The 22093-nt window shown below is 63.5% G+C and carries 19 protein-coding genes and 1 pseudogene; 5 read left to right on the forward strand and 15 right to left on the reverse strand.

Annotated elements, in window-relative coordinates:
• Position 1 precedes the first annotated feature (1 nt).
• Positions 2-1066: an ABC transporter ATP-binding protein gene (locus ACWTU8_RS00140; RefSeq protein ID WP_287339518.1), complete on the forward strand. Its 1065-nt coding sequence runs from the start codon at positions 2-4 to the stop codon at positions 1064-1066.
• A 31-nt stretch (positions 1067-1097) separates the two neighbouring features.
• On the opposite strand, the gene ACWTU8_RS00145 is transcribed toward ACWTU8_RS00140, so the two are convergent.
• Together ACWTU8_RS00145 and ACWTU8_RS00150 are read right to left on the reverse strand one after the other, a co-directional pair.
• Positions 1098-1646: a hypothetical protein gene (locus tag ACWTU8_RS00145; protein ID WP_455846576.1), complete on the reverse strand. Its 549-nt coding sequence runs from the start codon at positions 1644-1646 to the stop codon at positions 1098-1100.
• 82 nt (positions 1647-1728) lie between these two features.
• Positions 1729-2355 (reverse strand): glutathione S-transferase family protein, encoded by a 627-nt coding sequence (locus ACWTU8_RS00150; protein WP_455846577.1) that lies wholly within the window; start codon positions 2353-2355, stop codon positions 1729-1731.
• Between the two features lie 121 nt (positions 2356-2476).
• Here ACWTU8_RS00150 and ACWTU8_RS00155 point away from each other — a divergent pair, with 121 nt between their 5' ends.
• The 3 genes from ACWTU8_RS00155 (at position 2477) to ACWTU8_RS00165 (ending at position 5890) form a co-directional block, all read left to right on the forward strand.
• Positions 2477-4027, forward strand: a complete 1551-nt coding sequence (locus ACWTU8_RS00155) for a cation:proton antiporter (protein ID WP_455846578.1) — start codon at positions 2477-2479, stop codon at positions 4025-4027.
• 94 nt (positions 4028-4121) lie between these two features.
• Positions 4122-5048, forward strand: coding sequence for an endonuclease/exonuclease/phosphatase family protein (locus ACWTU8_RS00160; protein WP_455846579.1), 927 nt, complete (start codon positions 4122-4124; stop codon positions 5046-5048).
• Positions 5045-5890 (forward strand): EamA family transporter, encoded by an 846-nt coding sequence (locus ACWTU8_RS00165; protein ID WP_455846580.1) that lies wholly within the window; start codon positions 5045-5047, stop codon positions 5888-5890. Before ACWTU8_RS00160 ends, ACWTU8_RS00165 begins: the two co-directional genes overlap by 4 nt.
• Before the next feature lie 9 nt (positions 5891-5899).
• Here ACWTU8_RS00165 and ACWTU8_RS00170 read toward each other — a convergent pair.
• The 13 genes and pseudogenes from ACWTU8_RS00170 to ACWTU8_RS00230 all read right to left on the reverse strand — a co-directional run.
• Positions 5900-6185, reverse strand: a pseudogene (locus ACWTU8_RS00170) (Dabb family protein); the annotation flags it as partial.
• A 27-nt stretch (positions 6186-6212) separates the two neighbouring features.
• Positions 6213-7841 (reverse strand): GMC family oxidoreductase, encoded by a 1629-nt coding sequence (locus ACWTU8_RS00175; protein ID WP_455846581.1) that lies wholly within the window; start codon positions 7839-7841, stop codon positions 6213-6215.
• Between the two features lie 12 nt (positions 7842-7853).
• Complete coding sequence (locus ACWTU8_RS00180) at positions 7854-8615, reverse strand: 3-ketoacyl-ACP reductase (protein WP_455846582.1); 762 nt, start codon at positions 8613-8615, stop codon at positions 7854-7856.
• Complete coding sequence (locus tag ACWTU8_RS00185) at positions 8612-10114, reverse strand: GMC oxidoreductase (protein WP_455846583.1); 1503 nt, start codon at positions 10112-10114, stop codon at positions 8612-8614. Before ACWTU8_RS00185 ends, ACWTU8_RS00180 begins: the two co-directional genes overlap by 4 nt.
• 5 nt (positions 10115-10119) lie before the next feature.
• Positions 10120-11235: an ABC transporter ATP-binding protein gene (locus ACWTU8_RS00190; protein ID WP_455846584.1), complete on the reverse strand. Its 1116-nt coding sequence runs from the start codon at positions 11233-11235 to the stop codon at positions 10120-10122.
• Between the two features lie 4 nt (positions 11236-11239).
• Positions 11240-12184 (reverse strand): carbohydrate ABC transporter permease, encoded by a 945-nt coding sequence (locus ACWTU8_RS00195; RefSeq protein ID WP_027153273.1) that lies wholly within the window; start codon positions 12182-12184, stop codon positions 11240-11242.
• A complete protein-coding gene (locus tag ACWTU8_RS00200; RefSeq protein WP_455846585.1) occupies positions 12181-13137 on the reverse strand; it encodes a carbohydrate ABC transporter permease in 957 nt (318 codons plus the stop codon). The genes ACWTU8_RS00195 and ACWTU8_RS00200 overlap by 4 nt, the downstream gene beginning before the upstream one ends.
• Before the next feature lie 165 nt (positions 13138-13302).
• The gene (locus ACWTU8_RS00205; protein WP_036262246.1) at positions 13303-14556 is read right to left on the reverse strand and encodes an ABC transporter substrate-binding protein; all 1254 of its coding nucleotides are present in this window, start codon (positions 14554-14556) and stop codon (positions 13303-13305) included.
• Between the two features lie 59 nt (positions 14557-14615).
• Positions 14616-16127, reverse strand: coding sequence for an aldehyde dehydrogenase family protein (locus ACWTU8_RS00210; RefSeq protein ID WP_455846586.1), 1512 nt, complete (start codon positions 16125-16127; stop codon positions 14616-14618).
• Between the two features lie 25 nt (positions 16128-16152).
• Positions 16153-16929: an enoyl-CoA hydratase/isomerase family protein gene (locus tag ACWTU8_RS00215; protein WP_455846587.1), complete on the reverse strand. Its 777-nt coding sequence runs from the start codon at positions 16927-16929 to the stop codon at positions 16153-16155.
• Positions 16922-18523 (reverse strand): acyl CoA:acetate/3-ketoacid CoA transferase, encoded by a 1602-nt coding sequence (locus ACWTU8_RS00220; protein WP_455846588.1) that lies wholly within the window; start codon positions 18521-18523, stop codon positions 16922-16924. The genes ACWTU8_RS00215 and ACWTU8_RS00220 overlap by 8 nt, the downstream gene beginning before the upstream one ends.
• The gene (locus ACWTU8_RS00225) at positions 18520-19536 is read right to left on the reverse strand and encodes a Gfo/Idh/MocA family protein (protein ID WP_455846589.1); all 1017 of its coding nucleotides are present in this window, start codon (positions 19534-19536) and stop codon (positions 18520-18522) included. The genes ACWTU8_RS00220 and ACWTU8_RS00225 overlap by 4 nt, the downstream gene beginning before the upstream one ends.
• Positions 19533-20576, reverse strand: a complete 1044-nt coding sequence (locus tag ACWTU8_RS00230; protein WP_455846590.1) for a LacI family DNA-binding transcriptional regulator — start codon at positions 20574-20576, stop codon at positions 19533-19535. Before ACWTU8_RS00230 ends, ACWTU8_RS00225 begins: the two co-directional genes overlap by 4 nt.
• Positions 20577-20813: 237 nt before the next feature.
• Here ACWTU8_RS00230 and ACWTU8_RS00235 point away from each other — a divergent pair, with 237 nt between their 5' ends.
• Positions 20814-21968 carry a dihydrodipicolinate synthase family protein gene (locus ACWTU8_RS00235; RefSeq protein WP_455846591.1) on the forward strand — a complete coding sequence of 385 codons (1155 nt, stop codon included), beginning with the start codon at positions 20814-20816 and terminating at the stop codon, positions 21966-21968.
• The last annotated feature ends 125 nt before the right edge of the window (positions 21969-22093 follow it).

Below are 22093 nucleotides of genomic sequence, written 5' to 3' on the forward strand. Positions count from 1 at the left end.
CATGGCTGAGCCATTCCTCTCCATCCAGCAGGTGCGAAAAGCCTTCGGCGCCACCACCGTCGTGCAGGACTTCAATCTCGACGTCGAGCCGGGCGAATTTGTCTCCTTCCTCGGGCCATCGGGCTGCGGCAAGACGACGGTGCTGCGCATGGTCGCCGGCTTCGAGGAGCCGAGCGCCGGCAAGATCGTGGTGGCCGGCAAGGACATCACCCGGCTCAAGCCCAACCAGCGCAATGTTGGCATGGTGTTCCAAGCCTATGCGCTGTTTCCGAACCTGACGGTGGCGCAGAACATCGGCTTCGGGCTGAAGGTCGCGGGCATGCCAAAGGCCGATGCCGACAGGCGCGTTGCCGAGATGCTCGACCTCATCAAGCTGCCGCAGATGGGTGACCGCTATCCCTATCAGCTCTCCGGCGGCCAGCAGCAGCGTATCGCGCTGGCGCGGGCCATCGCGCCGAAGCCGAAGCTCCTGCTGCTCGACGAGCCGCTGTCGGCGCTCGACGCCAAGGTGCGCGTGTCGCTGCGCGAGGAAATCCGCTCGATCCAGAAGAAGCTCGGCATCACCACCGTCTTCGTCACCCACGACCAGGAAGAGGCGCTGTCGATCTCCGACCGCATCGCCGTCATGTATGGCGGCAAGGCCGAGCAGGTCGGCACGCCGTTCGAGATCTACAACCGGCCGGCGACCAAGTTCGTTGCCAATTTCGTCGGCACGCTGAACGTGCTCGAAGGCACCGTCACCGACGCGGCGTCGGGCAAGGTGCGCGTCAACGCGCAAGAGATCTCGCTGCAGGGGAAGCTCAACGGCTCCAAGTCCGGCGACACGCTGTCGCTGGCACTGCGGCCCGAGGCGATTTCGCTCGGTCGCCATCCCGGCCGTGACGCCAGTCTTTCGGGCGAGATCACCGAAGTGCATTTCCTCGGTTCGGTCATCCGGGTTCGCGTCGGCATCGGCGGCAGCACGGTATCGCTCGACACGTTCAATAGTCCGGCCACCCCGCCGCCCGCCGTCGGCGAAAAGGCCGAGATTTCCTTCTCGTCGGGCGACATGCTGGTGCTGCATTAGAAGCGGCAGACACCGGGATTGGATCGCCGATCTATTCGGCGGGGCAACGGCCCCAAATGAACGGCATTCCGAGGTCGAAATCGACCTCAAGCAGGGTATTGGGTGTCATCATCAGCAATGCACTCGTCCCATTGGCATTTCTCAGAATTTGTTTGCCGTTTCCCCCTAACGTCCCGAGGACTTCCATTTGCTGTTGGATGTTCCATCGGTAGTTGTAGGACATTCCCGTTTTGAAAATATACTCTTTGTGGATCGCCTGCTTCGCCCGAGGAACGATAGGCGCGATGATTTCGAAGGAATAATCGGTCAATTTGTTGAAAGACTCTCCATACTTAAGACAGTATTTCTTCATACTGTCTTCGCTGGTCAGATCGGAATATCCAAGATCAACCCATTTCCCTTCTATGATGGAGAGCAATCTCTCATTCGTCTGCTGCGCCCAGAGTCCCATCCCTGGGTCCGGTCTCGAAGTTCCCAAAAGTTTGATCTTTGCCGCCAGCAATTCGTCGTATAGCGCGGAAGCCTTGGCGGCAGGTGAACAGAGAATCAACGCGCACAATGCTATGAATAGTCTTGGCACTGGGAGCTCCTCGCGCGGCTAAAAACCGGGATAAAGATTTGAATTCGGTGTCTGGTAGTAAACGACTGGTGTCATCGACAGGTCAAGCCGGCGGGATGAAAGGCTGCGAGATCGCCTGAAAGACAGGCAGTGCTTCCATCCGTTCGGCATGGGCCCCGAGCGCCGGGAAGGCGGCGAGCGAAGCCAGTCCGGGATGCGCCTCGCCAAGGAAGCGCAGCACGGCGGCAACCGCGATGTCGGCGTGACCGATGCGATCGCCGAACCAGTAGGTTTCAGGCTTTGTGCTGCGATCGGCTTCCAGTACAGCCATCACGCCTTCTATTTGCTTGCGGCAGCGCTTGACCCAGAGGTCCGAGACCGGCTGGTGCAGTAGCTTCTCGTAGAACAGGCTGACCGCCTTGTCGCCCAGCCCTGTGGCCAGACCAGCGATCTTGAGCGCCTGGTGGCGCGCTGGCTCGCTGGTTGGAAACATCCTTCGCTCGGCTGCGACGAGGCCGTCCAGATAGTCCAGCATGAGGTGGCTCTCGATCAGCACCTCGCCATTGTCCAGCACTAGGGTCGGGACCCGCGTCAGCGGATTGTAGGGCCGGATCTTGTCCGCATCGCTGAAAGTCGACCAGGGGCGATGCTCATACGGCAGGCCGTACAGGGTGAGCGCGATGCCGACGCGACGAACGAAGGGCGAGTCATATTGGCCGATGAGGATCATAACCGGAGCTTATATGTCGAAACCGGATCCGGACATACTGCCGGCATCTGAGCGGCGCCAATTAACAGCATCTTGCTGCTTTGCCACTGCCAACAGCCGGACTTCGCCGCTACGATAAGGCATGGCGCTTTTCGAGCTGACCCTTATTCTTCTGCTGATCGCCGTCGCGCTGACGGCGCTGTCGCGGCGTCTCCAGGTTCCCTATCCTTCGTTGCTGGCGTTGGCGGGCGCCGGCATCGCATTCCTGCCGTTTGCGCCGACCATCGAGATTGATCCCGAACTGGCGCTCGCTTTGTTCATCGCGCCGGTGCTTCTCGATGCTGCCTACGACACGTCGCTGCGCGATCTCAATCGCTACAGACTGCCACTTGCCTTGCTGGCGCTTGGCGCCGTCGTTTTCACTACTGCTGCCGTGGCGCTTGTCGGATGGACAATGGCAGGCTTGCCGATCGCCGCGGCAATCGCCCTCGGCGCGATCGTGGCGCCGCCCGATGCCGTCGCAGCGTCGGCCGTGCTTGGACAGTTCAAGGTGCCGCATCGCGTCACCGCGATCCTGCAAGGAGAAAGCCTGCTCAACGACGCCACGGCACTCCTGATCTACCGCATGGCGATTTCCGCTGCTGCCGGCTCCATCCTGCTGAGCAGCGCGGTTCCGATGATCTTGCTGTCGACGGTCGGCAGCCTTGCCGCTGGTTATGTGCTCGGACGGCTGTCTCTCGTCACCCTCAGTCGCATCAGCGATCCGGCAAGTGGCACGGTGGTGCAATTTGCCGGGACTTTCGGCGTCTGGATCCTGGCCGACAAGATCGGGCTCTCCGCCATCATTACGATCGTCGTCTATGCCATGACCATCGCACGCACCGCGCCGCGCCGCATGCCGGCCAGAAATCGCGTCAGCTCCTACTCGGTTTGGGAGACGGCTGTCTTCGTGCTGAACGTTCTGGCCTTCGTCCTGATGGGACTTCAGGCACGATTGATCGTCGGCCGCCTGGCCGAGCAGGGGCAGGTCGAAGCGTTCGTCTTCGCCGCAGCCGTGCTGGCTGTCGTCATCGTCTCGCGCCTTGTTTGGGTTCTGGGATGCGGCGCGATCATCAGGTGGCTTGCCGCCTTCGGTGACGCGGAACGGCAGGCTGAAGCCCCGTCGTTCCGCGGCGGCGTGCTGATCGGCTGGTGTGGCATGCGTGGTCTGGTCACCCTTGCGGCAGCGTTTGCCTTGCCGACCGACTTTCCGGGGCGCGACCCGATCGTGCTCGCCGCCTTCTCGGTCGTTCTCGGCACATTGGTGCTGCAAGGCATGAGCCTGAAGCCGCTCCTGCGCTTGCTGCGGCTCGATCCGGACGAAACTGTCGACCGCGAGGTCGCGCAGGCACGCGTCGCCATCATGCAGGCAGCGCTGGACGTGTTGAGCGGCAAGACATCGAATGCCGCGGCCGTGGTCCGCGAGCAATTTACCGCGCAGCGCGTGATCGCCGAAAATCCTGACGACGCCCAGGCCGCGACCGAGTACGACAGGTTGCGCCTCTATGCCATCAAGAGCCAGCGTGACGCTCTGGAACAACTGCGTATCGACGGGACGATCGGCGACGAAGCATATCATCGCCTGGAGGAGGAAATCGACTGGTCGGAACTGGCCGCCTCTCCGCCGGGACGATTCCAGCCGCTGACGACTTAGAGCGCTGCGTGGCCCAAGCTCTGTCCATCCGGCTGCACATTGCAGCCGATCAGCCCAACGGCTACTGCTTTCAGGAAATTGAGCCGGATAAGCAATGAAGCTGGTCAGCTACAACATCCAGTACGGGTTCGGCGGCGACGACCGCTATGATCTCGCGCGGGCGGCGCGTGTCGTGGCGGGCGCCGACATCATCGCCTTGCAGGAGGTGGAGCGGCACTGGCTGCGCAGCAACGAAGATGACCAGCCGGAAATCCTTTCCCGGCTACTGCCGGAATACCATTGGGTTTATGGGCCGGCCTTCGACATGGACGCCAGCGAGCGACATGACGGTCGCATCGTCAACCGGCGGCGGCAATTCGGCACCATGATCTTGTCCAAGCTGCCGATCGTCTGGTCGCGCCTGCACACGTTGCCGCTGCGCCGCACGGTGCGTCCCCTCAACACCCGCAACGCGGCGCTTGAATGCATGATCCGCACCCCTGCCGGTCCGGTGCGGGTGCTGTCGCTGCATCTCGCGCATATCGCCGTCGAAGAGCGGCTGGAGCAGATCGACTACCTGCTCGCCGAGCATCGTCGTGCACCGTCCGACGGCGGCCCGTGGAGCGGCGCCGATGACGAACCCGAGCGCAATTGGAGCAATGGCGAGCCGGAGCCGGAAAACCCGCTGGCGGCGATCTGGATGGGCGATTTCAACATGGAGCCGGGCAGCGCCGAGTGCCGGCGCATAGTCGGCAGCACGCCGTACCATCGCGGTGCTGCCTATCTCGACGGTTTTGTCGATGCCGCCGCTGTCGCCAGCGAACCGACGGCGGATTTCCATACCCATGTGAAGACCATCGACGGCAGGCTGGCAAAGCGCCGGCTCGACCATTGCTTCGTCGGCGGGATGTTGGCGGGCCGCGTGCGCTCGGTCAGTGCCGATATCGACGAAATGGCCTCGGACCATTTTCCGCTGCGGGTCGACATCGACCTGGAAACGCCGTTCACAACGGGGGCTGGAGGCGGGATGACCCGCCGATGAGCTTGTTCGTCTTCTTCGCGGTGCTTGCCGCCGCCGCCATGCACGCGATCTGGAACGCGCTGGTCAAGGTCCATCTCGACCGCTTCCTGTCGATCACGCTGATGACGCTCGGCATGGGCGCCGTTGCGCTTCTGGCTCTGCCATTTGTCGAGGTGCCGAAGTCGGAAGTGTGGCCCTATATCATCGCCTCGGTGGTCTTCCACATGGGTTACAGAACGTTTCTGATCGGCGCCTACAAGGCCGGTGATTTCGCGCAGACCTATCCGCTGGCGCGCGGCACCGCACCGCTGCTTGCAGCACTTGGCGGCATGGTGGTTGTCGCTGAAGTTCCGACACCGCTGGCCATCGTCGGGATCGTTCTTTTGTCGGCCGGGACGCTGGTGCTGTCGTTTCGCGGCGGCGCGCATCTGGAAAGGCTGAACCCGCGTGCCGTCGGCTTTGCGCTGGGCACATCGATCTTCATCGCCAGCTATACGCTTTCAGACGGCAGCGGCGCGCGGCTGGCCGCAAGTGCATCGAGCTATGCGGCATGGCTGTTCGTCTGTGATGCGGCATGGGCGCTGGTGCTGTGCCTGATCTTTCGCGGACCAAAGGCGCTGCCAGTGCTGGCGCGCGACTGGAAGGCGGGCGTGTACACCGGCGTGCTCAGCGGCGCCGCCTATTGGATCGTGATGTGGGCGATGACCAAGGCGCCGATCGCCTCGGTCGCGGCGCTGCGCGAAACCTCGATCCTGTTCGCCATGATGATTTCGGTGTTTGCGCTCGGCGAGAAGATGACGGGATGGCGCGGTGCCGCCGTGCTCAGCATTGTTGCCGGGGTGGTCGCGCTGAGGCTCGGGTAAGCTAAGCGCTTAATCCAGATCGAACACCATCAGTCCATCCGTGCCGCCTTCAAGCGCCGCGACCAGCCGGGCGCCGGCTCGGCTGTGAGCCTCATGCATCAGATAGGCGTCGCGTGCTGCGGCATCGCGGAAGTCGATGGTGAAGCCGTGCGTGAAGCCGCGCGAACGGTTCTGGGCTGGTGTTGGCGCTGAATTCGACCTTGCCCATGCCGTCGATCAGCCGTCGCAATGCTTCGAGAGCGGCATTGATTGCCGCTCGCTCGTCGTCGGTGACGTCATTGCGGAATCGAGCGAAGACACAGTGCCTGTCATTCTTGGGATCTCATGCCGCTTGGTTGGTGGAAAACACGGCCGGCGGCAGCGGTTCGCGGCCAAGGATCAGATCGGCGCCTTTTTCGCCGACCATGATCGTCGGTGCATTGGTGTTGGAGGAGGGGATGCGCGGCATCACCGAGGCGTCGCAGACGCGCAGACCCTCGATGCCGCGCAGTCTGAGGTCGGGCGTTACCACGCTCATCGCGTCATAGCCCATGCGGCAGGTGCCGACAGGGTGGTGGTCGGTCTTGGAACTGCGGCAGGCATAGTCGAACAGCTCGTCGTCGCTGGTGAGTGTCCGTCCCGGCAGCACCTCGCGCAGCACGTAAGGGGCAAGCGCCTTCTGCCGCATGATCTCGCGCGCCAGCCTGAGCCCCTTGATCGACATGTCGCGATCGTGGGGATCAGCCCAGTAATTCGGATCGATCAGCGGGCGGTCGGCCGGGTCGGCACTGTTCAGCCGTACCGTGCCGCGTGAACGCGGGCGCAGGAAGGCCGAGTTCAGCGTCACGCCCGGATTTTTCAGTTTCTCGACGCCGGCCTCGATGCCGGAGCCGAGGCCGAGATGGAGCTGGATATCGGGCGAGGCGGCGGTCGGATCGGCGTACCAGAAGCCGCCGGTTTCGAACAGGCTGGAGGCAACCGGTCCCTTCTTGAGCAGCAGATACTGCAGGCCGGCCCACACCGTCCGGTGCAGCTTGGCGTAGTTGTCGTAGGTGTGGTCGCCAGTGCATTCGGCAATGACGAACAGGTCGAGATGGTCCTGCAGGTTGGAACCGACACCGGGCAGGTCGTGGGCCGGCGTCACGCCGACCGACTTCAGATGGTCGGCCGGGCCGATGCCCGACTGCATCAGCAGCTTCGGCGAGCCGATGGCGCCGGACGAGACGATCACTTCGCGCTCGGCGCGCAGGATCGTCGGCTGACCGCCCGGCCTGTCGATGATCTCGACCCCGACGGCGCGGCCTTTGTCGATGACGATGCGCGTCACCAGCACATTGGTCCTGACGGTCAGGTTCTTGCGCTCGCGGATCGGCCTGAGATAGGCAACCGAGGCGGAGGAGCGCCTCGCGTCCTTCTGCGTCAATTGATAGTAGCCGACGCCTTCTTGGGCTACCCCGTTGAAGTCCGGATTGAACGGAATGCCTATCTCCTGTCCGGCGCGGAAATAGGCTTCGCAGATCGGCAGCGGCGCAATCGGGTTCGAGACGCCGAGCGGGCCCTGATCGCCGTGAAAATCGTTGGCGTAGCGCTGGTTGTTCTCCGCCCGCTTGAAATAGGGCAGCACGTCGCGATAGCCCCAGCCGACAAGGCCTTCTTCCTTCTCCCAGGAGTCGTAATCGCGGGCATTGCCGCGCGTGTAGATCTGAGCGTTGATAGAGGAGCCGCCGCCGATCACTTTGGCCTGCGTATATCGAAAGACGCGGTTCTTCATGTGCCTCTGCGGCACGGTCGACCAGCCCCAGGCGGCAATGCCCTTGGTCATCTTGGCGAAGCCGGCCGGCATATGGATCAGCGGATGCCAGTCCTTGCCGCCGGCCTCGAGCAGCAGCACCTGATGCGAGGGATCTTCGCTCAGCCGATTGGCGAGGACGCAACCGGCCGGGCCGGCGCCGACGATGATGTAGTCGGTCATGGCGTCACCTGTTCACAGCCTCGGCACCGACAGTGCGCCGTCGACATTGATGATCGAGCCGGTCGAAAAGCCGAGCTTGCCGCCGGCGAGTGCCGCGACCGCGGCGCCGACATCGGCGGCTTCGCCCCAGCGCTTCGCCGGCACCAGCCCGCCGTCGATCAACGCGTCGTATTTGGCGGTTACGCCTAATGTCATGTCGGTGCGGATGATGCCCGGCCGCACCTCGAACACACCGATATTTTCGGCGGCGAGCCGCAGCGCGAGGGTCTTTACCCACATCGAAAGCCCAGCTTTGGAGATGCAGTAGTCGGCACGTTCGGGCGAGGCCATTTCGGCGCTGACCGAGGTGATGGTGATGATCGATCGGCGGTAATCACCCGGCGTTGCAAGCATCGCCCTCGCAACGGCCTGGCTGAGGAAGACGGTGCCGCGCAGATTGATCCCGAGGATCCGGTCGAAATTGTCCGGTTTCAAATCCAGAAGGTCGCCGCGTATGACGGCGCCGATGCCGGCATTGTTGACCAGGCAGTCGATGCGGCCGAAGGCGCTTGTCGCGGCATCGACCAGTGCTGCATGGCGGTCGAGATCGGCGATGTCGCCGCAATGGTAGGCGAATTTCGCGCCGTGGGCGGTGATGTCAGCGGCAAGTCCGTCGGCGACTTTTTCGGCAAGGTCCACGACAAAGAGGTCGAAGCCCGCATCGGCCAGCGCCGCGGCGCAAGCGAGGCCGATGCCGCGTGCGCCGCCGGTGACGATGGCTGCCGGGCGGGTCATGCGACAAGCTCCGTCTTGCGGATGTGGTCGGCGACGCGCAGTGCTTGTGCTGCGATCGACAGCGCCGGATTGACCGCCGCCGAGTTCGGCAGGAAGCTAGCGTCGACGACAAACAGGTTCCGGTGGTCGAACGATCGGCAGAACGGGTCGAGCGGCGAGGTCGCCGGATCATCGCCCATCTTGACCGTTCCGCACTGATGCGACGGCGTGCGCTTGTCGAAAGGCCGCGACAGGACGATCGGATAGCCGCAGGCACGGAAATTCTCGCGCATCACCTTGGTCAGCCCGTCGAGCGACTGCATGTTGGAGCGCCGCCACTGCATGACGATATCCTTGCCGTCGACCATGATGCGGCTTTCGGGATCGGGCAGGTCCTCGCACATCAGGTACCAGTCGACGGCGTGGCCGGCCATGAAGTCCAGCGCGAATTTGGGTGCAAGCCTGACGTTGGCCCTCAGGATATGGCCGTCGATCTTGCCGAGAAGCTGGACGTTGCCGAGCGGCTTGCCGCCTTTGCCGTCGGACAGATAGTAGTCGTTGAGCATCAGCGTCTTCTGGTAGACGGATGTGTTCCTGCGGCGCGGGTCGATCGCCAGCATAGCGCTCGAATTGTGGTTCATGAAGTTGCGGCCGACCTGGTCGGAACGGTTGGCGAGGCCCTTGCCGTCAGGAGAGGGCGAGCGCAGCAGGATGACCGCCGAATTGACCGCGCCGGCCGAGAGAATCACCAACTTCGGCGTCACTTTCTTCAGCGTGCCATTCTGGCGATAGTGAACGGCGGCGATCGTTCTGACATCCGATGACGCTTCGAGATATTCGACATGGGCACCGGTCTCGAGCTCGATGTTCCGATCGGCAAGTGCCGCCGCCAGCGGCCCCGTTTGGGCGTCGACCTTGCCGGCTCCGGTGTTGGGAAACGCGTCCCAGCCTGTCTTGCCGTCCTTTAGCCAGGCATCGATGTCGACACCGAGCGGCAGCGATGCCGGGTGCAGGCCGAGGCCCTTGAGTTCGGCTCGGGCGCGGGCGATGGGCGGCTCGTCCGGCACCGGCCCGAAGGCATAGGGGATGGAGTGGAACGGCTCGGTCGGGTCTTCGCCGAGTGCGCCGCGCACGCGAAAAAGCTGCTCGGCTTTGGAGTACCATGGCTCGAACTCCTCATAGGAGAACGGCCAGGCCGGCGAGATGCCGCCATAGTGCTCCATGGCGGAAAAGTCTTGCCTGCGGTAGCGGATCAGCACTGCGCCATAGAATTTCGAATTGCCGCCGACATAATAGTAGTTGCCGGGATTGAACGCAGCACCCCCGGCCTCGCGCCACATTTCCTTCGGCCGGTAGTGGCCGTCGACGAAGATGGCGCGCGTGTCGCGCGTGTGCGGCGTCGTCGGCAGCTTCTCGCCGCGCTCCAGCATCAGGATCGAGGCGCCGCTGCCGGCAAGGCCGGAAGCGATCGTGGCGCCGCCGATGCCGGAGCCGATGATGACGATGTCCGGGTTTGTCATGGCTGTCAGAGGATACGTTTCTCGGTCGCCGGATCGAAGAACACCGCCTTGGTCAGGTTGAAGGCGAGTGGCGTGCTGGTGCCCGGCTGGATGTTGGCGTCGGCGCGCAGACGCGCCACCACAGCCTTGCCTCCCAGGTTGGTGACGGCGAAAGTGTCGGAGCCGGCCGGTTCCACGACCTCGATGTGACAGTCGGCGGTGGCGATGTTCGATGCGTTGCGTTCGGCCCCTTCGGGATCGGTCAGCGCCTCTGGGCGAACGCCGAAGATGATCGGCCTGTCGTGGAATGCCGACAGACCCGTCGGCGCATCGGCCAGCGGCAGCGCGATCGGCTCGCGCGCCTCGCGCTGCAGCACCACGGAAAGCGCATTGCCATTGCCGCCGATCGTCGCCGGAATCAGGTTCATGGCCGGCGAGCCCATGAAGTCGGCAACGAACAGATTGGTCGGATTGTTGTAGATTTCGGCAGGCGTGCCGAACTGCTGCACCTCGCCGTCGCGCATCACCGCGATCTTGGTGGCCAGCGTCATCGCCTCGATCTGGTCGTGAGTGACGTAGACGATTGTCGTGCCGGTGGTTGCATGCAGGCGCTTGATTTCGATGCGCATATCGACGCGCAGCTTGGCGTCGAGATTGGAGAGCGGCTCGTCGAAGAGAAAGAGCTTGGGGTCGCGCACCAGCGCCCGGCCCATGGCTACGCGCTGGCGCTGGCCGCCGGAAAGCTGGCTCGGCTTGCGCTGCAAGAGGTGGCCGATCTGCAGCACTTTCGCCACCTTGTCGATCGCCTTCTGGCGCTCCTGAGCCGGAACGCCGCGCATTTCCATGCCGAAGGCAATGTTTCCCGCGACCGTCATGTTTGGATAGAGCGCGTAGCTCTGGAACACCATGGCGATGTCGCGCTTCGAGGGGTGGAGATTGTTGATCGTCCGCCCGTCGACACGGATTTCGCCTTCGGTGATGGTTTCCAGGCCGGCGATGGTGTTGAGCAAGGTCGACTTGCCGCAGCCGGACGGGCCGACCAGCACGAGGAAGCCGCCCTTTTCGAGATCGAGGTCGATGCCCTTCAGGATCTCGACCGATCCGAACCGCTTCCTCAGCCCATTAATTTCGAGAAAAGCCATTCGATTATCCTTTGACGGCGCCGGCCATCAGGCCGCGCACGAAATAGCGGCCAGCGACCACGTAGACGAGAAGGGTCGGCAGTGCGGCGATCATCGCCGCCGCCATGTTGACGTTGTATTCGACGACACCGGTCGAGGTATTGACGACGTTGTTCAGCGCCACGGTCATCGGCATCGCGTCACCAGTGCCGGCATATGCCGAGGCGAACAGGAAGTCGTTCCAGATGTTGGTGAACTGGTAGATGACGGTGACGACGAAGATCGGCATCGAATTCGGCAGCATGATGCGCCGGAAAATCTGGAAGAAGCTGGCGCCGTCGACCTGTGCCGCCTTGACCAGTTCGGTCGGGAAGGCCTCGTAATAGTTGCGGAAGAACAAGGTGGTGAAGCCGAGCCCATAGACGACGTGGACAAAGACCAGGTTGACCGTCGGATTGCCCAAGCCGAATGAAAATCCCGTGGCGTTTCGCAGCGTCACGCCGAAGCGGCCGAGGCTGCCGAGGATCGTCGCCATCGGCAATAGCACCGACTGGAACGGGATGAAGCAGGCAAACAGCATCAGCCCGAAAACCAGCGTGTGGCCGCGGAAGCGCCATTTGGTCAGGACATAGCCGTTGAGGGCGCCGAGCAATGTCGAGATCAGCACCGCCGGAACCACCATCTTGATGGAGTTCCAGAAATAGCCCTTGATGCCGGCGCAGGTCAGGCCGACGCAGGTCTCGCCCCACGCCTTTAGCCACGGCTCGAAGGTCGGCGCCTGCGGCAGTGCCAGCATGTTGCCGTTCTGGATCTCGTCCATCGTCTTGAACGAAGTCACCAGCATGACGAACAGCGGCATCAGGTAGAACAGTGCGAACAGCGCCAGCAGGCCGTAGATGACGATGCGGTTGACGGTCCTGGCGCTGATGCCGCCAGTGCTCTGGCGAGCGGGCGTGGCAATGACGCTCATCGGGGCCGCTCCCTGAGCTCGGAATAGAGGTAAGGCACGATGATCGCGGTGATGGTCATCAGCATGATTACGGCGCTGGCCGAGCCGACGGCCATTTCGTTGCGCTTGAAGGTGTACTCATACATGAAGTTCGAAGGCAGCCAGGCCGAGCCGCCCGGCCCGCCGCTGGTCAGCGCTACGACCAGATCGTAGGACTTGATGGCGAGGTGGGCGAGCACGATGAAGGCCGAGAGGAACACCGGCCGCAGCAGCGGGATGACGATCCGGCGATAGAGCTGGAAAGTGGTGGCGCCGTCGATCTGCGCCGCCTTCATGATCTCACCGTCGATGCCGCGCAGGCCGGCGAGGAACATTGCCATGATGAAGCCGGACGCCTGCCAGACGCCGGCGATCACCACAGTGTAGATGACGAAATCCTTGTTCTTGATCCAGTCGAAATGGAAGCTCGTCCAGCCCCACTGGTGCAGCGTCTGCTCGAGGCCGAGGCCTGGATCGAGGAACCATTTCCAGGCGACGCCGGTGACGATGAAGGATAGCGCCATCGGGTAGAGGTAGATCGGCCGCAACATGCCTTCGCCGCGGATCTTCTGGTCGAGCAGCATGGCCAGGAAAAGGCCGAGCGCCAGGCAGATGAAGATGTAGAGAAAGCCGAAAATGCCCATATTGGTGATCGACGTGTACCAGCTCGACGGCGGGTCGCTCTCGAAAGTCCAGCGCCACAGCCGCTGATAGGCGCGCGGCCCTGATATGGCATAGGACGGGAAGGTCTTGGAGTTGGTGAAGGACAGATAGACCGTCCACAGGATGAAGCCGTAGACGAAGACGATGGTGATCGCAAAGCTTGGCGCCAGTACGATCTTCGGCAGCGCGTCCTGCAGGCGCGAACGCACCGAGGCGCGCGGGCGCGCATTATGCTCAGGCGTCAGCTTGATCTGGGTCGCGACCGTTGTCATGGGCTCCTCCCTCTCGGGTTCCCTTCACCGCCAGGCGGGGAAGGATAGCCCCGTCGAGACGGGGCGTGTTGGTGGATCGCCGGCGCCATTCCGACCAGAGGCCGACCATCCTGGCTTGGTGGAACCTTCCCCACCGGAGCGGGGAAGGTCCTTTCATGCCGGTTCTTATTTGGCGTCTTCGATTGCGTTAACCAGCTGGGTCACGGCCTCGTCCGAGGTCTTGATCTGGCCGTGGACGAATTTCGAGACGACGTCCTTATAGGCATTGGCGACGGCCGGCGGCGCGCCATAGCCTTGCGCCAGCGAACCGAACAGCGTGCCGCCTTCGTTGGCGGCCTTCAGGTCGGCCATGCCCTTCTTGCCGCAAGCGTCGAAGTCGGTGTCGGGCACGTCGGTGCGGGCCGGGACGGAGCCCTTGACGACGTTGAAAGCCGACTGGAAGCTCTTCGACAAAGTGGCGGTGGCTAACGCAACCTGGGCGGCCTTGCGGTCCTCCGGAACGTCGAACATGCCGAACATGTCGGAGTTGTAGACCACGCTGCCGTCGGTGCCCGGGAAGCGGTAACACAGGAAGTCGGTGCCCGGGGTCTTCTTGGCGGCGTTGAATTCGCCCTTGGCCCAGTCGCCCATGACCTGCACCAGCGCATCGCCCTTGATGACCATGGCGGTGGCAAGGTTCCAGTCGCGGCCGGAGAAGTTCGGGTCGACATAGGTGACGAGCTTGGCAAGGTTGTCGAACGACTTCTTCATCGTGTCGGACTTGAGCTGCTCCTCGTCGAGGTCGTTGAAGGCCTTCTTGTAGAACTCAGGTCCGCCGGTCGACAGCACGACCGAATCGAACATGGTGGCTTCCTGCCAGTTCTGGCCGCCGAGCGCGAGCGGGATGACGCCCGCCGCCTTGGCCTTGTCGAGCAGCGCGATGAATTCGTCGAAGGTCTTGGGCTCGGTGCCGCCGATCTTGTCCATCACCGCCTTGTTGATCCACAGCCAGTTGACGGAGTGGACGTTGACCGGAGCCGCGACCCACTTGCCGTCATAGACCGAGAATTTCTGCAGGGCGGCCGGAACGGATTTGTCCCAGCCTTCCTTTACCGCCGTCTCGGTCAGGTCGCCCATCACGCCGGCCGCGGCATAATCGAGCACGGTATAGCCGAGCATCTGGGAGGCGGTTGGGTAGTTGCCGGCCGCGACCATCGCCTTCAGCGCGGTCATGGCGGCGTCGCCGCCGCCGCCGGCCACAGGCACGTCTTTCCAGGCAAAACCTTGCTTGGCCAGATCCTCCTTGAGCACGTTCAAAGCAGCCGCTTCGCCGCCAGACGTCCACCAATGCAGCATCTCGACTTCCTTGACGTCCTGAGCGTGAGCCGCGAACGCAAGACCCGAGCCGAGAGCCGTTCCGATAAGCAATTTGCGCAACATGTACTTCCTCCCTTGTTGCAGCTACACGACCGGCGGTTGTCCGCCGGGTTCTTCCCAACTCAGCCGACCCACCATCCGGTGCGCTGGCCGCGATGAAACTGGATCGTCTTTTCCTCGGTATAGTCCTCGACGGCGCGCTTGCCGAGTTCGCGTCCGAGACCGGACTGCTTGTAGCCTCCGAAAGGCAGCTCGGGATAACCTTCCATGAACGTGTTCACCCAAACGGTTCCCGAACGCACATTCCGCGCCACCGACATGCAGGTGTCGATGCTGGCGCTCCACACACCCGCCGATAAACCATAGGGCGTGTTGTTGGCGATGCGCAACGCCTCATCAATCGATTCAAACGTCAGTACCGAGAGCACCGGGCCGAACACTTCTTCACGTGCTATGGCCATGTCTTCGGTGACGCCGCGAAGGATGGTCGGGTCGAGATACTGACCGGCACTGGAGGCGATCTGCTTGCCGCCGCTATAGACGCTGCTGCCGTCGTTTGCCGCCGCCGCCACATAGCCGGTCACCTTGGCCAGGTGCTCGGAAGAGATCATCGCGCCGACCTTGGTGCTGATATCGAGCGGATCGCCGACGGTGACCCTTGCGGTGAGCGCCTTCACTGCGCCGAGGAAGTCGTCGGCGATCGCCTCGTGGACGATCAGCCGGCTGCCGGCGTTGCAGCATTCGCCGGCGTTGAAAAAGCCGCCGAACACCGCCGCGTCGGCCGCCGCTTCGAGGTCGGCGTCTGGAAAGACGATCTGCCCGTTCTTGCCGCCGAGCTCCATCGAGACTTTCTTCAGAGAGTTCGCAGCCGACGCCATGGTCATCTTGCCGACCCGGGTGGAGCCGGTGAACGACACCATCTCGACCAGTGGATGGCTGACCATCGGCGCGCCGACATCCGCGCCCAGGCCAGCGAGGATGTTGACGACGCCATCCGGCAAGCCGGCCTGCATCAGGATGTCGCCGAGCACGAAGGTCGAGGCCGAGGTCATCTCGCTCGGCTTGACCACCGCCGTGCAGCCGGCGGCGAGCGCGAACGGCAGTTTCTGGCTGACGATGAGGAAGGGAAAATTCCACGGCGTGATGATCGAGACGACGCCGATCGGTTCGCGCAGCACGACGCCCAGCATGGCGTCGCTGAGATTGGCGTAGGTTTCGCCATGGAGTGTGCGGGCAAGCGCCGCGGCATAGCGCCAGATGTCGACGGCGCCGCCGATTTCGCCGCGCGCCTGGGTGATCGGCTTGCCGGATTCCAGCGCGTCGAGCCGGGCAATCTCCTCGAGCCGCGCCTCGATCAGGTCCGCCGCCTTGAGCAGGATCGCGGCCCGCTCGCCGGCCTTCATGCGCGGCCACGGGCCGGTCTCGAAGGCTTTGTGCGCGGCCTGTACCGCCGCCTCGACTTCGGCCGCGCCGGCTTGTGCATAGCGCGAAACGGTGAAGCCGTGGCCGGGGCTGTTGCGCTCCAGTGTGCGGCCGTCGCGGGCATCGACGAACTTGCCGTCGATCAGTAGCCGGTAGGTCTTCGGTGCTGCGGATGCCTCGGCGGGCATGGCGATGGTGAGGGGCAAGTTCATGTGATTTCCAGGTTCCGCATGCTTTTTAGGATCTTGAAAACGCTGGTTTCTGCTTAGTCTTGAAAGCGTCGATGCCGGCCTTGAGGTCGCCGGTCAGCGCGATGAAGCCGCTGGCCAGCGCCTCTGTCGCGGCAGCACTTTCCTCGCCCTCGGCGACCGCGATCATCAGCTTGGCGGCCTCGGTTGCCAGCGGGCCGCGCTCGGCGATCTTGCCGGCCCAGACCTTGGCCTCGGTGAACGCCTTGCCTGTGTCGATCACCCGGTCGACGATGCCCAGAGCGAGTGCTTCGGCCGCCACGAACGTCTCGCCGCCGATTGCCATGCGCCGCACCGTCTGCGCGCCGAAACGGCGTACCGCGCGCTGCGTGCCGGACCAGCCGGGCACTACGCCGATTGAGGTTTCCGGAAAACCTAATTTCACCTGCGTCTCGGCGACGCGGAAGTCGCAGGCGACCGCCAGTTCAAGCCCGCCGCCCAGCGCATGGCCGGAGAGAACGGCGATGGTCGGCTGCCGTAGCCGCGCCAGCCGATCGAAGACGCGGTGGCCGTAGCGCACCCATTGCACCTGAAAATCGGCGGCACTCATTTGCGACCACGCTTCGACATCGCCACCCGAACAAAAGCCCTTGCCTTCGCCGCATAGCAGCACGACGCGGACACCGTCCGCGGCCTCGGCCGTATCGAGCGCGGCTTCCAGCGCGCGCAGCATCGGGATATCGAGCGCGTTGAATTTCTCCGGCCGGCGCAGCGTGACGATGCCGAGGTCGCCGTCGGTTTCAAAGGTGACGAGACGCTCAGCCATGCGCGCCTCCAAGCGAGGCGCCGCCATTGAGCGACAGTCCGATCGGCCGGTCACGATAGAGCGCGTCCGGTGTCACTTTCAGGTCGTTGGCGACGCCAAGCGGAACCTCGGCCTGCGCCAGCACGTCGCGCTTAAGGTCGATGCCGGGTGCCAGCTCAGTCACCATCAGCCCGTCCGGCGTCAGCTTCATGACGCAGCGTTCGGTGACATAGGTGATGTCCTGCCCTTGCGCGACGGCGCGCTTGCCCGAGAAGGAGATATGCTCAACCTCGCCGACCACCTTCTTGACCTTGCCTTCCCCGTCGATGCGGATGCCGCCATCGGCCAGCGACAGCTTGGCCCCAGCAGTGAAGAAACCGGAAAACACGATCTTCTTCGCCCGCGCGGTGATATCGACGAAGCCGCCGGCGCCGGCGGTGACGTGCGGCCTCGCTGAAAGCTTCGACACGTTGACCGAGCCGTGGCGGTCGATCTGCAGGAAGGACAACAGCGACGCGTCGAAACCGCCGGCCTGGAAGTAGATGAACTGGTGTGGCGAAGGCATGAAGGCGTCGGCGTTCGACGAGCAGCCGAACTTGAAGTCGAGCAGCGGCACGCCACCGACCGCGCCCTGTTCGATCACCCAGGTGACCTTGCCGTGCTGGCCTTCCTCGAGAAGGATGCGCGGCACATTGGCCGAGATGCCGAAGCCGATGTTGACCGCCATGCCGTCGGCAAGCTCCATGGCAACGCGGCGGGCAATGACCTTCTGGACATTCATTTCGGCGTTGCGGAAGCTTGACAGCGGTCGGAAGATCTCGCCCGAGATGGCCGGGTCGTAGGGTGTCAGTGTCGTCTGCAACTGATCGGCCGCGACCACGATGTAGTCGACCAGCACACCGGGCACGCGCACGTCATGCGGTTTCAGCGTGCCGTTCTCGACGACGCGCTTGACCTGCGCGATGACAATGCCGCCGTTGTTACGGGCGGCGAGCGCCTGTTCCAGCCCGCCGAGATAGGCGCCCTCATGCTCATAGGTGAGGTTGCCGCGCTCATCGGCCGTCGTCGCCCGGATGATCGAGACGTTAGGCACGATCGAGCGGAAATAGAGCCATTCCTCGCCGTCGAACTGCTGCACCGAAACGATCGGCTCGCTCGCGGCCGCATTCATGGCGCAGCCCTGGTGACGCGGGTCGGCGAACGTGTCGAGGCCGACCTTGGTCAGCACGCCGGGGCGCTTGGCGGCGGCCTCGCGATGCATGTCGAACAATATGCCTGAGGGCACGTTGTAGGCGGCGACCGAATTGTCGCCGATCATCTTCCAGATCTGCGGCGGCTCCGAAGATGACGGGCCGGAGGGATAGGAGCCGCACAGCGTCCGCCTCAACAGGCCAGGCTTGGCCAGATGGTCGATGCCCTTGATGCCGTACATGTCGCCGGCGGCAATCGGGTGCAGCGTCGTGATGTTCTTCGGATGGCCTTCTGCCTCGAAACGCTCGCCGATGGCGGCAAGGACCGCATCCGGGCAGCCGAGACCGCTCGACGACGACACGGAAACGACCATGCCGTCCCTGATCAGGCTGGCGGCTTGCGCTGCGGAGACGAGCTTGCTCACCCTGCGCCCCCGAGTTTCGGATCGATCGCGGCTGATTTGCCGGACTTGGCGGATTGCAACGCCGCTTCGGCTGATGTCAGCGACCAGACGCCGTCCTCGCCGGTGGCCGACGGCTGGCCTTCGCCACGGATCGCCGCATGGAACTGGCGCAGGGAACGGACATAGAGATCTTCGCGGTCGAAGCTCAATTCCTCCTCGCCCTTTGCCGTGCGCAGCAGCACGGAGCCGATCGGCTTCTGCGTCATCACATCCTTCGCGATCAGGGAGCCTTCGCTGCCATGCACCTCGAAGCCGGTGCCGGCGAATTTGGTAGTGAAACCCTCATGCGATTGGGCGATGACGCGCGATTTGAAGCGCCAGATGCACATGGCGCCGTCCTCCAGGCCGCCGGCGGCCATGCCTGCGGCCTGGGTGAGCGCCGAAACCTCGAGCGGATCGTCGCCGAGCACGAAGCGCAGCGTATCGGCGTCGTGCACCGTAATGTCGAGCACCACGCCGCCGCCGGCTTCCGGCCTGGTGATACGCCAGCCCTGCAGATTCTCAGGCAGATAGACGGAGTGGAAGACGCGCGCGGCAATCGGTCTGCCGATGCGGCCGGCGGCGATGGCTTCGCGCATCGCCCGGTGCGAGCCGGCATTGCGCAGATGGTGGTTGGTGCCGAGCACGATGCCGGCAGCTTTGGCGGCGGCGACCATTGCGCGCGCATCGGCGCCGGTCAGCGCCAACGGCTTTTCGCACAGCACATGTTTTCCCGCCCTGATGGCGGCTAGTGCCTGTTCGAGATGCAGTTCGTTGGTGGTCGAGATGTAGACGGCGTCGATGTCGGAGCCGAGCAATTCATCGAGCGTCGAGACGGCAAGCGGAATGCCGTTCTCCTTGGCATAGGAAGTGGCGCGCTCCGGGCTGGAACTCATCACCGCCGCGATCTCGCTGTTCGGTTGTGCGCGGATGGCGTTGATCATGAATTGCCTGGCGATCGTGCTTGCGCCGATCAGTCCCCATTTGACGGTCATGCCGCGTCTCCCATTCCAGCACGGCGATCAGGACCGCAACTGTCCCTGATGACAAGGTTGACGGCGCCGATATGATCCTCGGCGCGCGTGGTGCGCGACTGGATCATCTTCAGCATGACGTGGGCGGCGCGCTCGCCCAGGCCTGCCGAATCCACCGCGACGCTGGTCAGCGCCGGCATGTAATGCTGGGCTTCGATCACGTCGTCGAAGCCGACGACGGCGAAATCCGCACCGGGCTCGAGGCCGCGCTTGCGCAGCGCCAGCATGACGCCGAAGGCGACCGCATCGTTGAAGCACAGCGCCGCGGTCGGCGGCTGGGCCATCGCGAGAGCTGTTTCCAGGCAGGCAATGCCGCCCTTGCGGCTGGTTTCGCCTTCGACGACCAGTGTATCGCGCTTGGCGATGCCGAGCGCCTCGCAGGCCTCGCGAAATCCGCCCAGCCGCTCATGATAGACCACTAGGTCCGATGAGCCGCCGAAGAACGCCAGCCGGCGATGCCCTTTGCGGATCAGATGGGCGGTGGCGAGCCAGGCGCCGCGATGATTGTCGGGCGCGATCACCGGAATGCGGCTTTCAGGAAGGCGGCGCATGGTGAAGACGATCGGAAGGCCCGCCATTTCGATGCGGCGGAACGCACCGGGAGTCGTGCCGCGCGCCGGCGACACGATCAGCCCGGCGACACCTTGCTCCATCAGCGATTTCAGCACTTCTTCCTGGCGCACCGGGTTCTCCGCCGTGTTGGCGATGAACGGCACGACGCCCGCCGACTGGAAGACACGCTCCATGCCGACCGCCATTTCGGCGAAAAACGGGTTAGTGAGATCGTTGATGACCATGCCGATGACGTTGGAATGGGCCTTGCGCAGATTGGCGGCACCGCGGTTGTAGACATAGCCGACATCCTCGATCGCCTTGCGGACCTTCAGCGCGGTTTCAGGCCGGATCAGATCGCTGCCCTGCAGCACGAGCGACACCGTCGACTTGGACACGCCCGCCTCGCGGGCAATGTCGAGTATCGTCGCCTTGGGCCTGCTGGCCATCCAGATCCGTCCTCCCGGTATTTTCTGGTCAGATTATTGGAACGTTCTAATTCCGGGCTGGATTTGAGTCAATCAGGATTTTCCCGAATTCAGAAAAACGAGTTCTCAGCAGTTAATGGCCCCACTTTGAGGGCCTTTCTCGCTGCGTGCAGCATTTTGGCGCCGTGGACTGAGAAATCATAGAAGGTTGATTTATTGGAACGTTCCATTTATAGGGTGCGATCAAGGGAGAGATCGATGGACATTGCCTTGCCCGAGGACGGCGGTCGCGGCACTCGCTACCGCCTTGTCGGCCAGCCGGCACAGCCGGTGATCGGCGCGCGGTTTTCCCGCATCGCCTATGCCGCCGCCCATGTCGTTGCCGACCCCCTCGCGATGACCGATCCGTGGTCTCATCCAGCGGTCGACTGGGAGCGCACGATGGCGTTCCGCCATCATCTGTGGCGGCTCGGCTTTCGTATCGCCGAGGCGATGGATACCGCACAGCGTGGCATGGGTTTCGACTGGACAAACGCCATGGAATTGATCCGCCGCTCGACCGCCGAGGCTCGAACCGTCGACGGCGCCGATCTCGCCTCAGGTGCCGGAACAGACCATCTGGCGCCAGGCACCGTCAGGACGCTCGACGATGTCATCGCGGCCTATGAAGAGCAGTTCGGTTTCATCGAAGGCCTGGGCGGCAAGGCCATCATGATGGCCAGCCGCGCGCTAGCGGCTGTCGCCAAGGGTCCCGACGATTATATCAGCGTCTATGACCGCATCCTGTCTCAATCGTCAGGCAAGGTGATCCTGCACTGGCTGGGCGACATGTTCGATCCGGCGCTGAAGGGTTATTGGGGCAGCCCTGATTTCGACACCGCGCTCGACACGGTGATCGCCGTCATCGAAAGCCACGCCGGCAGGGTCGAGGGGATCAAGATATCGCTGCTCGATGCCGGCAAAGAGGTTGCCCTGCGCAACCGGCTGCCTGAAGGGGTCGTCATGTTCACCGGCGACGATTTCAACTACCCCGAGCTGATTGCCGGCGATGGCGAAAGACATTCGCACGCGCTGCTCGGGATTTTCGACGCCATCGCGCCGGTCGCCAATGCCGCGCTGGCGAAACTGGCCGACGGCGACCGCGCCGGCTATGACGCGCTGATGGCGCCGACGGTCCCTCTGTCGCGGAAAATCTTCGAGGCGCCGACCGAGTACTACAAGGCCGGTATCGTCTTTATGGCGTGGCTGAACGGCCACCAGGACCATTTTTCGATGGTCGGCGGCATGCAATCGGCGCGCGGTATTTGCCACTACGCCGATGTGTTCCGCCTTGCCGACCAGGCCGGGTTGCTGGGCGACCCGGAGCTTGCCGTCGCAAGAATGAAGAGCCTGTGCGCCGTGGCGGGTGTCTGACCGCCATACCACAAGAAGAGTTCGTCCAAGTCTCCGATTTGCCTTGTCCGGGCAAATCTGTATGCGGTATGCGTCCGAGGCAGGCCATCCGGCGCGCCGACGCCAGATGGTCACAGCAGCCGTTC

The sequence above is a fragment of the Mesorhizobium sp. BHbdii genome, from assembly GCF_053848045.1.

Bases quoted from the DNA above. Each gene is read 5' to 3' on its own strand.
- ACWTU8_RS00225 (WP_455846589.1), bottom strand. From the start codon at position 19,536: ATGACCGTCAAATGGGGACTGATCGGCGCAAGCACGATCGCCAGGCAA.
- ACWTU8_RS00155 (WP_455846578.1), top strand. From the start codon at position 2,477: ATGGCGCTTTTCGAGCTGACCCTTATTCTTCTGCTGATCGCCGTCGCG.
- ACWTU8_RS00140 (WP_287339518.1), top strand. From the start codon at position 2: ATGGCTGAGCCATTCCTCTCCATCCAGCAGGTGCGAAAAGCCTTCGGC.
- ACWTU8_RS00230 (WP_455846590.1), bottom strand. From the start codon at position 20,576: ATGGCCAGCAGGCCCAAGGCGACGATACTCGACATTGCCCGCGAGGCG.
- ACWTU8_RS00195 (WP_027153273.1), bottom strand. From the start codon at position 12,184: ATGAGCGTCATTGCCACGCCCGCTCGCCAGAGCACTGGCGGCATCAGC.
- ACWTU8_RS00180 (WP_455846582.1), bottom strand. From the start codon at position 8,615: ATGACCCGCCCGGCAGCCATCGTCACCGGCGGCGCACGCGGCATCGGC.
- ACWTU8_RS00235 (WP_455846591.1), top strand. From the start codon at position 20,814: ATGGACATTGCCTTGCCCGAGGACGGCGGTCGCGGCACTCGCTACCGC.
- ACWTU8_RS00200 (WP_455846585.1), bottom strand. From the start codon at position 13,137: ATGACAACGGTCGCGACCCAGATCAAGCTGACGCCTGAGCATAATGCG.
- ACWTU8_RS00165 (WP_455846580.1), top strand. From the start codon at position 5,045: ATGAGCTTGTTCGTCTTCTTCGCGGTGCTTGCCGCCGCCGCCATGCAC.
- ACWTU8_RS00205 (WP_036262246.1), bottom strand. From the start codon at position 14,556: ATGTTGCGCAAATTGCTTATCGGAACGGCTCTCGGCTCGGGTCTTGCG.
- ACWTU8_RS00210 (WP_455846586.1), bottom strand. From the start codon at position 16,127: ATGAACTTGCCCCTCACCATCGCCATGCCCGCCGAGGCATCCGCAGCA.
- ACWTU8_RS00215 (WP_455846587.1), bottom strand. From the start codon at position 16,929: ATGGCTGAGCGTCTCGTCACCTTTGAAACCGACGGCGACCTCGGCATC.
- ACWTU8_RS00160 (WP_455846579.1), top strand. From the start codon at position 4,122: ATGAAGCTGGTCAGCTACAACATCCAGTACGGGTTCGGCGGCGACGAC.
- ACWTU8_RS00190 (WP_455846584.1), bottom strand. From the start codon at position 11,235: ATGGCTTTTCTCGAAATTAATGGGCTGAGGAAGCGGTTCGGATCGGTC.
- ACWTU8_RS00185 (WP_455846583.1), bottom strand. From the start codon at position 10,114: ATGACAAACCCGGACATCGTCATCATCGGCTCCGGCATCGGCGGCGCC.
- ACWTU8_RS00175 (WP_455846581.1), bottom strand. From the start codon at position 7,841: ATGACCGACTACATCATCGTCGGCGCCGGCCCGGCCGGTTGCGTCCTC.
- ACWTU8_RS00150 (WP_455846577.1), bottom strand. From the start codon at position 2,355: ATGATCCTCATCGGCCAATATGACTCGCCCTTCGTTCGTCGCGTCGGC.